The sequence below is a fragment of the Streptomyces sp. NPDC002640 genome, from assembly GCF_053592575.1.
This window is the reverse complement of record NZ_JBSFVZ010000009.1, coordinates 108385-119829: the sequence shown is the minus strand read 5'-3', so window position 1 is coordinate 119829 and position 11445 is coordinate 108385. Positions and strand designations below refer to the sequence as shown.

General features: G+C 77.4%; 7 protein-coding genes and 1 pseudogene. 7 read left to right on the top strand and 1 reads right to left on the bottom strand.

What is annotated here, in order from left to right:
• Positions 1-66 precede the first annotated feature (66 nt).
• Entirely contained in the window at positions 67-498 is a 432-nt protein-coding gene (locus tag ACWD3O_RS14515) for a PaaI family thioesterase (protein ID WP_451416063.1), read from the bottom strand.
• Between the two features lie 743 nt (positions 499-1241).
• Here ACWD3O_RS14515 and ACWD3O_RS14510 point away from each other — a divergent pair.
• The 7 genes and pseudogenes from ACWD3O_RS14510 to ACWD3O_RS14480 all read left to right on the top strand — a co-directional run.
• Entirely contained in the window at positions 1242-2429 is a 1188-nt protein-coding gene (locus ACWD3O_RS14510; protein ID WP_451411358.1) for an amidohydrolase, read from the top strand.
• The gene (locus tag ACWD3O_RS14505) at positions 2426-3169 is read left to right on the top strand and encodes a 4'-phosphopantetheinyl transferase family protein (RefSeq protein ID WP_451411357.1); all 744 of its coding nucleotides are present in this window, start codon (positions 2426-2428) and stop codon (positions 3167-3169) included. Before ACWD3O_RS14510 ends, ACWD3O_RS14505 begins: the two co-directional genes overlap by 4 nt.
• 250 nt (positions 3170-3419) lie before the next feature.
• Positions 3420-5456 carry a VMAP-C domain-containing protein gene (locus ACWD3O_RS14500; RefSeq protein WP_451411356.1) on the top strand — a complete coding sequence of 679 codons (2037 nt, stop codon included), beginning with the start codon at positions 3420-3422 and terminating at the stop codon, positions 5454-5456.
• A 96-nt stretch (positions 5457-5552) separates the two neighbouring features.
• Positions 5553-6569, top strand: coding sequence for an AAA family ATPase (locus ACWD3O_RS14495; protein ID WP_451411355.1), 1017 nt, complete (start codon positions 5553-5555; stop codon positions 6567-6569).
• 4 nt (positions 6570-6573) lie between these two features.
• On the top strand, positions 6574-9846 hold the full coding sequence (locus tag ACWD3O_RS14490) for an SAV_2336 N-terminal domain-related protein (RefSeq protein ID WP_451411354.1): 3273 nt from the start codon (positions 6574-6576) through the stop codon (positions 9844-9846).
• The gene (gene fxsA / locus ACWD3O_RS14485) at positions 9843-10010 is read left to right on the top strand and encodes an FxSxx-COOH cyclophane-containing RiPP peptide (RefSeq protein ID WP_356137661.1); all 168 of its coding nucleotides are present in this window, start codon (positions 9843-9845) and stop codon (positions 10008-10010) included. The genes ACWD3O_RS14490 and fxsA overlap by 4 nt, the downstream gene beginning before the upstream one ends.
• A 56-nt stretch (positions 10011-10066) precedes the next feature.
• Positions 10067-11182 (top strand): annotated as a pseudogene (locus ACWD3O_RS14480) (FxsB family cyclophane-forming radical SAM/SPASM peptide maturase); the annotation flags it as partial.
• Between the last annotated feature and the right edge of the window lie 263 nt (positions 11183-11445).

Sequence of the window (11445 nt, the reverse complement as noted above, 5' to 3'; positions counted from 1 at the left end):
GGGGCCCCGGCACCGGGGCCCCGCGGGCGTTCGGGCCTTCGCTCAGGTCTTCCCCCGGGCGCTCGCTCAGGACCCGGCGCGCGGTGACGTCAGTGACACGGAGCCCTGGGCGACGGCGCACAGCGACTCGGTGCCGTCCTCGGCGACGCAGACCAGGTCGCACCGGCACACCACCCGGCTGCGCCCCGCCCGCACCACCCGCGCCTCGGCGCGCAGCAGGACGCCGTCGGCGGGACGGAGGTAGTCGACGGTGAAGCCGGCGGTGAGGACACCCGGCCCGACGGCGGCGCCCGCGGCGAAGGTGATTGCGTTGTCCGCGGTGTAGCTCAGCACACCGCCGTGCAGGTACCCGTTCTGCTGGCGCAGCTCGTCACGGACGTTCACCTCCAGCGTGGCCCGGCCGTCCCCGAAGGCGGTCAGGCGCGCGCCGAGGAGGGTGCTGAACGGCTGCTCGGCGAGGATCTTCCGGCCCAGCGCCAGGCCCGGATCGTCGGTCATGGGGGCGACGATGCTCGGTCACCGGAGCCCTGTCAAGATCGCTGCGGCGGGGGCCGCGGGCGACCGGTGGGCCGCAGGGCTCGTAGGGGAAGGCGGTCTCCGGGAGCAGGCCGTGCAGGAACGTCCGGAAGTCCGGCGCCGGCGGGAGTTCGGTGCCGAGTTCCGCGTCCAGCCAGGTCTCGGACGGCTCCCCGTGCGGGCCGCGGAGCCGGTGGTCGAGGGCGATCCAGCAGTGTCCGTCCCCGTCGAGCAGCACGACGGGGGAGGGGAGGCCCCATTTATTAGGTACGGCGTGTCCAGGAGCGTGTGGCCGTCCGGGTCCGGGCCGGCGCCCATCAGGAGGTCCAGCGGGACGTGGTCGGCGCTCCACGAGGTCGGCGCGGAGGTGGGGAAGACGCTGTACCGGTCGGAGACCACCCCGCCGTCGCGCACCCGCAGCAGTTCGAGCAGGGCCTCCGGGAGGGTCACCCCGAGCACGCGCTCCGCCTCCCGCACGGCGGCGTCGGTCACCGGAGGGCGGATCGGCAACGCCGGGTCCGGGTCCCAGAAGGAGGACGGGGCGGGACCGGGGCGGCCGGGGCCGGGCGGAAGGCGCATCGCGCCAGGGTAGCCGGGGGCGCACCGGCGTCACCGGGCCCTGGGGGAGGCGTTCTTCGCCGGTGCGGGGGCGCCGTGTACGGTCCGAGGGAGCCTTCCGCCCGAAGGCCCGTTCGACGTGCCGTGCCGCCGCCCAGGAAGCGATGATGACCGAGACCTCCTACGCCCCCGCCGACGAGGCGATAGGCCGGTGGACCGACCGGCTCCTCGCGCTGAGCCGGGCGATCCACGCCGAGCCGGAGACGGCCTTCGCCGAGCACGCGGCCTCGGCCCGGGTGGCCGGTCTGCTGGAGGAGGCCGGGTTCGCGGTGGAGCGCGGCGTGTGCGAGCTGCCCACCGCGCTGACCGCCTCCTACGGCGAGGGGGACCTCACCATCGGCCTCTGCGCCGAGTACGACGCCCTGCCGGAGGTCGGCCACGCCTGCGGCCACAACCTGATCGCCTCCGCGGCCGTGGGTGCCGCGATCGCCCTGGCCGCGGTCGCCGGTGACCTCGGTTTCCGCGTGAAACTCCTCGGCACGCCCGCCGAGGAGCACGGCGGCGGCAAGGTGCTGATGCTCGAGCGCGGCGCGTTCGACGACGTGACCGTGGCCATGATGGTCCACCCCGGCCCCACCGACCTCACCTTCGGCGGCGACCGCACCACCGCGGCCGCGCGCTTCAGGGCGGTCTTCCACGGCCGCACCGCCCACTCCGCCAAGTCGCCGCACCTGGCGCTGAACGCCGGCGACGCCGCGGTGGTCGCCCAGGTGGCGGTCGGACTGCTGCGGCAGCAGACCACCCCCGGCTCCCGGATATCCGGCTACGTCCGCGAGGCGGGCCGGCGCACCAACATGATCCCTGACCGGGCCGTGCTCGAGTACGAGGTCCGGGTGCCCTCCGCCGAGGAACTGGCGCCGCTCACCGAGCGGGTGCTGGACTGCTTCCGCGGCGCCGCCCTCGCCACCGGCACCACCGCCGGGACCGAACGCACCCAGCCCGACTACCTCGACCTCCGCCAGGACCCGTGGCTGCTCGGCACCTACGAGCGGCACCTCGCCGACGTCGGCCGAACCGCCGAACCGCTGCCGCCCGGCAGCGTCACCGCCTCCACCGACATGGGCAACGTCAGCCACGCGCTGCCGTCGATCCACCCGCACATCGGGGTGCTGGGCTGCGAGGCGACGCCCCACAACGCGGAGTTCGCCGACGCCATGACCACCCCCGCCGCCGACACCGCCCTGCTGGACGCGGCCACCCTGCTGGCCCGCACCGGCATCGACCTCGCCGCCGACGGCGAACGCCGGAGCCACTACGTCGCGCTCCACCGCCGGCGCGGGAGCGCCCGGCGATGATGCGGGACCTGCTGCCCCCCACCGTGCACGTGGCGGAGACGTTCGGCGACCCGCCCGGGGCGGTGCTGCTGCCCGAGGAGGAGCCGGCCGTCGCCCGGGCCGTGGCGAAGCGCCGCCAGGAGTACACCACCGTCCGGCACCTGGCGCGGCGCGCCCTGGCCTGCCTCGGCCACGGCGACGCCGCGGTGGTCCCCGGCCAGGGCCGGGCGCCGCGCTGGCCGGCGGGCGTGGTGGGGGCACTGACCCACTGCGACGGCTACCGGGCGGCGGCCGTCGCGGACGCCGCGGTCGTGGCCTCCGTCGGCATCGACGCGGAGCCGCACGAGCCGCTGCCCGAGGGCGTGCTGGACGGCGTCACGCTGCCCGTCGAGCGCGAGCACCTGGCGGAACTCGCCGGGAAGCGGCCGGAGATCCACTGGGACCGCCTGCTGTTCTCCGCCAAGGAGTCCGTCTACAAGACCTGGTACCCGCTGACCGGCGCCTGGCTGGGCTTCAAGGACGCCGTCCTCACCTTCGACCCCTCCGGCGCGTTCCACGCCCGGGTGCTGCCGGGCGCGCTCGTCGACGGCGGTCCGGCCTCGTTCGACGGCCGGTGGAACGCGGCCGGAGGGTTCGTCACCACCGCGGTGGTGGTGCCCGGCACCGGATCAGGCATGCCCGGGACGGGATCCGGGCCGGCCTCCGCGCCCCCCGCGTGCCGGTGCGACCGCGGACCGGGAACCCTCCCTCTCCACGGCTGACCCGGTGACGCGCGGGGCGGGGGGAACGCCGGGACCCGGACGGAACCCTCCCCGGCACCCTGCCGGGCGGGCTACCCTCGACTCCCTTCTCATCGGCGCCCGTTGACCGGCGGCGCCGCGACGGACGACGGGGGTGGGCCGTGAGGGACGCGGGAGCCGTGCGGGCGGGAGCACGACGGGGCGCAGCGCCGCAACCCGGGGGCGGTCCGGGGGCGCGGCGGTGAGCGGGGAGGACGCGAGGAGCCTCCTGGTGACCCTCACCGAGGCGGCCACCGTGCGCATCCACCGCGGGACCGAGGGGTATGACCCGGACGAGGCGGGATGGGAGCCCGGGGTGTTCCTGGGCAGCGGCGTGTTCGCGGCGCCGGGACTCGTCCTGACCTGCGCTCACGTGCTGGACGGGGCCGGTGAGGGGGAGGGGGTGACGGTGGTGTACGAACCCGGACTGCCCGGCCGTACCCTCGCCGCCCGCGCCGTCGTCGAGGCGGTCCTCGGCGAACCCGACGGCCGCGGCGGTCACCACCCGCCGGACCTCGCCGTGCTGCGGCTGCGCGACGCCGGACCGCACCCCTGCGTCCTGCTGGCGCACCGGCCGGCCCGCACCGAGAGCGGCGCCGAGATGCGCTACTGCGGCTGGGCCCCCCGGGGCGACCGCGACGCCGTGCGGATCGGGGCCGGCGTCAAGGTCGGCGGCACCCACGACCACGGCCCGGCACGGCAGTTGATCCGCTTCGTCGGCGAGACCCCGCGCGAGGGCGTCTCCGGAGGGCCGGTGCTCGACCTCGAACGCGGCGAGGTGGTCGGCCTGGTGAAGAGCAAGGCCCTGGCCCAGCCCGACCCCTACCAGCGCAACGCGCCCCCGGAGAGCGGGGGTTACTTCGTCGACCTGACCAAGCTGAGTCTGCTGCCCCGCAAGGGCGGCCTGCACCACGAACTGCTGGCCGCCCACGACCGGTACCACGGCCAGGCGATGACCGGTGCCCCGCCCGCCGGCACCTGGACCGACGCGCAGAACCGGCTGCCGGCCACCGCCGCGGCCCGCGGCAGGGACCTCGGGCCGTCCGAACTGACCCGCCTGCTGGCCCGGCTGGCCACGCTGCCGCCGCCGCCCGACCCGATGGCGCTGCTGCACATGCTGCGCGGTCTGCTGCGCGGCCCCGGACTGGTCGCCCGGCCGTGCCTGTGGCGCGACGGCATCGGCCTGCTGCGCGGCGCCCGCGGTGACCGCGCGAGCCAGCTGGAGCTGTACCTGCAGTACGTCGTCGGGGCGCTGGAGACCGGCGGACCGCCCCGCGACCCGCGGCACGAGCAGGCCGGCAACGAACTGTGCGCCTGGGCGGAGGAACTCAGCGCCGACCTCGACCCGTTCACCCGCAGCGAGGTGCTCCGGCGCATCGGGCCGCTGCGGGACCGGCCGCTCCTCCCGCCCGCGGACCGGCCCGAGGGCGGCACCTCGCACGAGCCGTCCGCCGAGCCCCCCGCGGCCCGGACGGTCACCCTGCACTTCTGGCCGAGCGGCTGGGACACGGAAGTGGTCGACTGGTGGATCCAGATCACCGGTCCCGGCCCGGAGGCCCTCCCGGAAACCGTCGCGGAGGACCGCTCCGGCACACCTGTGCGCCTGCTCGCGGAGCGCGCCGCCGCCGAACTCACCGCCGCGTTCGACACCGCCGACCTCGACGGCGCCCCCGCCCTGTTCCGGCTGATGGTGCCGCTCGGCATGCTGCGCCTGCGCCCGGAGGAGTGGCCCCTGGGCCCGGGCGGCCGCCCGCTGGGGGAGTCACGCCCGGTGGTCATCGGCTGCTCCTCCCGCACGCCCTCGCAGTGGCAGGCCAAACGGTGGGCCGCCGCCCACCCCGAGGACGGCGCGGCGGGCCTGCGCGCCCAGATCGTCGACTGCGACCGGGGCAACCCCCATCCCTTCCCGCCGGACCGCGACCGGCTCGCCCAGCTGCCCCTCGAGGCGGTGCCGGTACTGTGCCGCCACGGCGACGACGAGGAAGGGCCCGCCTCCGTGGTCGAGGCCGGGTTCCCCGTCTCGCTCTGGCGCCGCCGCGGCGAACGGGCCGCCGTGCTGGACGAGTTGGTGGGCGAGGTGTGCGGCGAGCTGCACCGCCGCGCGGAGGAGGAGACCGAGGCGATGCGGACGGCCGCCGCGCTCCCCGGCCGGGTCCGGGCCTGGCGCGCCGCGGTGGCGGCCGGCGACACCGGCCACTTCTGGAGCGCCGGGGTCACCCTGCTCTACGACCCGCCCCTGCCCGAGGAGGATCCGCTGGCCGCCCTGTAGCCGGGGCCACGGGACCACTGCCGAGGAGCGGTCCGGACCACTACGGTGGGCCGCAGCCGTCGCCCGACCCGAACCGAGCGAGGACGAGGAACCGACATGAGCGAACCCAGCCCGACCGGGGAATGGCTCATCTTCCGCGGTGCGGGGGAGCGCCACGACGGGATCGACCGGCTCCCCGCCCCGCCGCCCTGGCGCGACTTCCGCGACCGGGACCGCGACGCGGAGACCCGCCGCCTGGGCGTGCACCGCAGCCGGGCCGCCGCCTGGCGCCCCGGCGCCGAGGAGCTGGAGGTGGTCAACGCCGCCCTCTACCTGCGCCGCCCGCTGCTGGTGACCGGGGCGCCCGGGGTGGGCAAGAGCACCCTCGCCCACGCGGTCGCCGACGAACTCGGCCTGGGCGCGGTGCTGCGCTGGCCGGTGGTCTCCCGCACCACCCTCCAGGACGGCCTCTACCGCTACGACGCCATCGCCCGCCTCCAGGACGTGCAGATCGCCGCCCACGCCCCCGGCGGCGTCGGCCAGGGCGACCCCGGGTCGGTGGAGAGCATCGGCGACTACATCCGCCTCGGCCCGCTCGGCACCGCCCTGCTGCCGACGACGAAGCCGCGGGTGCTGCTCGTCGACGAACTCGACAAGAGCGACATCGACCTGCCCAACGACCTCCTCAACGTCCTGGAGGAGGGTGAGTTCGCCATCCCCGAGCTGGAACGCGTGGCGCACCGGCTGCCCGACGGGGTGGCCAGGGTGCGGGCCGCCGACGGCACCACGGTCGAGATCCGCGACGGCAAGGTGCGGTGCACCGAGTTCCCGTTCGTGGTGCTCACCAGCAACCAGGAACGCGACTTCCCCGCCGCCCTGATGCGCCGCTGCCTCCACCTGGAGCTCGGACGCCCCGACCGGGAACGCCTCGCCGCGTTCGTCCGCGCGCACCTCGGCGAGGACCGGGCCGAGGCCGCCGCCGACCTCGTCCAGCGGTTCATGGAACGCTCGCGCACCGAGATGCTCGCCGCCGACCAGCTCCTCAACGCCATCCACCTCACCGGACAGGCCCCCGGAATGGACCGCGAACGCCTCGCCGACCTGCTCGTCCAGCGACTCGACCGGCCGAGGTGACGTGATGGGGGGACCACGGGACCCGATCGCCGAACTGGTCGGCGCGATGCGCGAGTCGGGCATCGAACCCGACGCCGCGCAACTCGTCGACGCCCTGTGGCTGGCCGGCCACCTCGGCCCGGATCCCGCCCCCGCCGCCGAAGGGGAGGGCGGAGGGCGCGACACGGCTGCCGGGGACGGCCGGCTCGGCACGGGCGCCACCTCCGGCGACGGCGGGACCGGGACCGGCACGCCTCACGACCGCGGCCCGGACGCGGCCGACGGCACCGACGAGCCCGCGGCCGGCCCGGACCCGGGGCGCGGCGGCGTGCCGCCCGACAACTACGCGATCACCCCGGCCCCGCCCCCCGAGGCGGGCAAGGACGCCGGGGCCGCCGCCGGCGCCCCCGCGATCGCGGTGCCGGCCGCCCCCGCCTTCCCCTCCGCCCTCCGCCTCCAGCGCGCCCTGCGCCCGCTCCAGCGCTACCGCACCCCCGGCAGCCGCCCCCGGCCGGTGCTCGACGAGGCCGCGACCGCCGACCTCAGCGCCCGCGCCGGCGGCCTGCTGCTGCCCGCGTTCCGCGAGGACACCCGGCGCGACGCCGACCTGCAGATCGTCGTGGACGCCTCGCCGTCCATGCGGGTCTGGGACCGGCTCGCCGCCGAACTCGAGCAGATCTTCGCCCGCATCGGCGCCTTCCGCGACGTGCGCACCCACCACCTCCACGAGGGACCCGGCGGCCGTCCACGCCTCAGCCGCTCCCCGAACCCCGGCGCCGGCGTCCCCTACTTCCCGCAGCGCCTGATCGACCCGACCGGACGGCGCGTCACCTGCCTGGTCAGCGACTGCGCCGGACCACTGTGGCGCGGCGGCCAGGCCCACCGCCTGCTGCACCGGCTGGCCTCCGCCGGACCCGTCGTCGTGGTGCAGCCGCTGCCGCAGCGGATGTGGCGCCGCACCGCCCTGCCCGCCACCCCCGGACCGCTGCGCTGCGGCCCCGACGGCCGCGTCCGGCTCGCCACGCCGCACCCGCCGCCCGCCCCCGGCGCCGTCCCGGTTCCCGTCCTGCCCCCGCTGCCGGAGGCCCTCGAAGCCTGGGCCCGGCTGCTGACCAGCGCCGGCACCGGCACCGTCCCGGGCGCCGCCGGCTGGGTCCGCGCCGACCAGCCGCCCGCGCCGACACGGCCCGCCGCCCACCCGCCGGGGCCGCTGGAGCGGGTCAGCCGCTTCCGCGCCTCCGCCTCGCCCACCGCCTCCCGCCTCGCCACCCACCTCGCCGCCGCCCCGCTCCACCTGCCCGTCATGCAACTCGTCCAGCGCGCGATGCTGCCCTCCTCCGGGCCCACCGAACTCGCCGAGGTCCTGCTCGGCGGCCTGGTCGCCCGCGAACCCGGCCCCGTCCCCGACGACGGCCCCCGCTTCACCATGGACCCCGAGGTCCGCCAGGCCCTCCTCGGCCCCCTCGGACGCGACGAGGCCCTGCTCGTCCTCAAGCACTGCTCCGCCTACGTCACCCGCAACCTCGGCCGCGGCGGCCCCAACTTCCCCGCCCTCGCCCACGCCCAGCTCGAGAACGCCGACCCCGGCCGCACCGCCGTGCCGCCCGGGGTCTGGGAGGGCGCCGCCCACGGCGCCGACCCCGCCACCCGGCCGTTCGCCCAGGTGGCCGCCGAGGTCCTGCGCCGCTTCCTGCCCACCCTCGTCCCCGCACCGCCCGACGCCACCCTGGCCGACGTCCGCCGGCTCGTCGCCGACTTCGAGGTGAACGGCATGGTCCCCTCCCTCCTCCAGGCGGTGCGCCTGCTCCGGCAGGCCGCCGAGAACCACGACGCCGATCCCGCCCTCGCCGCCGAGTGCGCCACCACCCTCCTCCGCCTCTGGAACGTCCACGGAGGCGCCGGCCTCCTCGACGAAGCCCTCCGGCACGCCGAGACCTCCGTCCACCGCGACCCGGCCGGACCCGGCCACGCCGCCGTCGCCGCCGTGCTCTGCGCCCAGGCCGACGAAGCCGTCCGCGCCGAGGACCGCTCCGCCGCCCTCGCCCTCCTCGCCCGCGCCGACGAGGCCTACGCCGACGCCTGCCGCACCGCGCCCGACGCCGACACCCTGCTCCGGCACACCCTCGCCCGCGCCCGCGCCCTGGAGAACCGGTGGAGCGTCGGCGGCCGCTCCGCGCCCCTGCAGAGCGGCATCGGCATGCTCGAAGCCCTCGCCGACGCCCGCACCCCCGGCGACCTGCCTCCCGACGTCGCCCTCGTCCACGGCCGCCTGCTGCGCCGCCTGGCCACCACCACCGCCGACGAGGCCGAGGCCCGCGCCCACGCGGCCCGCGCCGCCCGCTCCCTGCACACCGCCCTGTCCGCGCACGGCGACGACGCCGACCGGGCCCTGGTCCTGGAACTCGCCGACGCCCTCCTCGACGCCGGACCCGAGGCCCACGCCGACCTGCGCGCCCTCCTCGCCGAACGCCTCCCCGGCGCCGACGGCGTCCACCGCGCCCGCCTCCTGGTCCGCTCCGGCCGCCTGAACCTCGCCCGGCACCACGAGACCGACGACCCCGCACACCTGGCGGCGGCCGAGGCCGACCTCACCGGGGCGCTCGACACGCTGCCCCGCCACGAGGGCGAACACGCCACCGCCCAGGTCCTCCTCGGCGGCGCCCTCCTCACCCCCGCCACACCGAACGCCGCGCCCGACCCGGACCGCGTCGGCCGCGCCGTCTCCGCGCTGCGCGCCTGCCTGGCCGGCACCGCCGCCGACGACCCCGCCGGCCCCGAACGCCGCGCCCTGCTCGGCCGCGCCCTGCTGGCCCGCTACGACCTGGCCCGCGACCGCGTCGACCTGCGCGAGGCCGAACACCACCTCGGGCTCGCCGCCCGCGCCACCACCGACCCGCTCACCCGCGCCGCCCGCCTCGTCGACCTCGGCCGCGCCCAGATGACCGCCGCCACCGGCCTGGACCGCCCGGCCCGCCACGACGACGCGGCCCGCACCTTCCGCACCGCCGCCCGGACGGCCCGTCAGCTCATCGACACCGGCGAGGAGGTCCTCACCCCACGGCGCGCCGCACGCACCGTCACCCTCGCCGCCCGCGCCCTCCACCTGCACGCCGCCGCCCAGGAGGCCGCCCAGCGCCCCAGGGCCGCGCAGGCCGCCTACCGGGAGGCCGCGGAGGAGTGGAGTCGGCTGCCCGCGGGCATGCAGGTGCTAGGGGAGCCGACGCCCGAGGACACCGCACGCCGCCTCGAGGAGCTCACCGGGACACCAGGCCGGCCGACGACCACGGGGGACCCATGACCGACCGCGACGCCCGCGCACTTCCGGACCTCACCGCGCTCGACCTCGAGTCCCTGCGCCGCCTCGACCACCCGGTCCTGCGCGACGTCCTCGAGCGCCTGCAGGCCCGGCAGGACGACGGCACCGAGACCCTCTGGGGCTTCAACAACTCAGCCCCGCAGTGACGCCCGCGGCGACCCCCGCGCCGGGCACGACGGCGCGGCCGGGCGGCGGGGCGCGCCTGCCGTTCAACCAGTTCATCGTCAAGACGCACTCCCGGTGCAACCTGGCCTGCCGCTACTGCTACCTGTACTCCGGCCCCGACCGGAGCTGGCGCAGCCGCCCGCCGACCGCCTCCGCGGCGGTGCGGGACCGGACCGCCCGGCGGATCGGCGAGCACGCCGCCCGGCACGGGCTGCGCCACGTCTCCCTGGTGCTGCACGGGGGAGAACCGTTGCTGCACGGCGCCGGACCGCTGGTCGCGTACACCGAGGCCGTCCGCCGCGCGGTGCCCGTCGGGACCACCGTCCACGCCACCGTGCAGACCAACGGAACACTGCTCACCGACGAGAGCGCCGCTCTCCTTTCGGGGCACCGCATCACGGTGGGGCTCAGCCTCGACGGCGGCCGCCAGCACCACAACCGCCACCGCGTGGACCACGCCGGCCGCCCCTCCCACCCCGACGTGGTCCGCGCCGCCCGCCTGCTGGCGACCCGTCACCGCGACGCCTACGCGGGCGTCCTGGTCGTCGTCGACCCCACGCTGGACCCGGCCGAGGTGTACGGCTCCCTGCTGGACCTCGACCCGCCCGCCCTGGACCTCCTGCTGCCCCACGGCAACTGGACCTCCCCGCCGCCCGGCCTGCCCGCCGACGGGACCGCCACCCCCTACGGCGACTGGCTCCGCGCCGTCTTCGACCTGTGGTGGAACGCCCCCCGCCACCGCACCCGCGTCCGCCTCTTCGAGCAGTGCGTCGCCCTGCTGCTCGGGCGTCCCGCCGCTGGCGAGTCCCTCGGCACCGCCCCGTTCACCGCCGTCGTCGTCGAGACCGACGGCGCCCTCGAACAGGTCGACAGCCTCAAGTCCGCCTACCACGGCGCCGCCGCCACCGGCCTGGACGTCTTCCGCCACACCTTCGACGACGCCCTCGACCACCCCGGCATCGCCGCCCGCCAGGCCGGAACCGCGGCCCTGGCCCCCGCCTGCCGCGCGTGCCCCGTGGTCCGGGTGTGCGGCGGCGGCCACTACGCCCACCGGTACCGGGCGGGCGCCGGCTTCGCCCACCCGTCCGTCTACTGCGCCGACCTGCAACGCCTCATCCACCACGTCGCCACCGCCCTCGCGACCCAGGCGGCCACCCTCACCCGCACCACCCCATCCGCCACACCCGCCCAGCCCGCGCCGCCCCCGCCCGCGGCGGCCGCAGCGCCCGAGCCGGCGCTGGCCGTGCCGGCCGCGCCCGTGACGTCCGAGCCAGGGCCGCCCGCACCCGTTGCGACCCCGGCCACAGCGCCCGAGCCAGTGGCACCCCTGGCCGACACTCCTGCTCCCGCGGTGCCCGTGACCGCCGCGCCCGCGCAGCCGCCGCCGCCCGCGCCGCCCAAGCCGGCGCCGGCCGT

Excerpts from the sequence above, each read along its gene's own strand:
- ACWD3O_RS14505 (WP_451411357.1), top strand. The coding sequence starts at position 2,426 with ATGATGCGGGACCTGCTGCCCCCCACCGTGCACGTGGCGGAGACGTTC.
- ACWD3O_RS14515 (WP_451416063.1), bottom strand. The coding sequence starts at position 498 with ATGACCGACGATCCGGGCCTGGCGCTGGGCCGGAAGATCCTCGCCGAG.
- fxsA (WP_356137661.1), top strand. The coding sequence starts at position 9,843 with ATGACCGACCGCGACGCCCGCGCACTTCCGGACCTCACCGCGCTCGAC.
- ACWD3O_RS14510 (WP_451411358.1), top strand. The coding sequence starts at position 1,242 with ATGACCGAGACCTCCTACGCCCCCGCCGACGAGGCGATAGGCCGGTGG.
- ACWD3O_RS14490 (WP_451411354.1), top strand. The coding sequence starts at position 6,574 with ATGGGGGGACCACGGGACCCGATCGCCGAACTGGTCGGCGCGATGCGC.
- ACWD3O_RS14495 (WP_451411355.1), top strand. The coding sequence starts at position 5,553 with ATGAGCGAACCCAGCCCGACCGGGGAATGGCTCATCTTCCGCGGTGCG.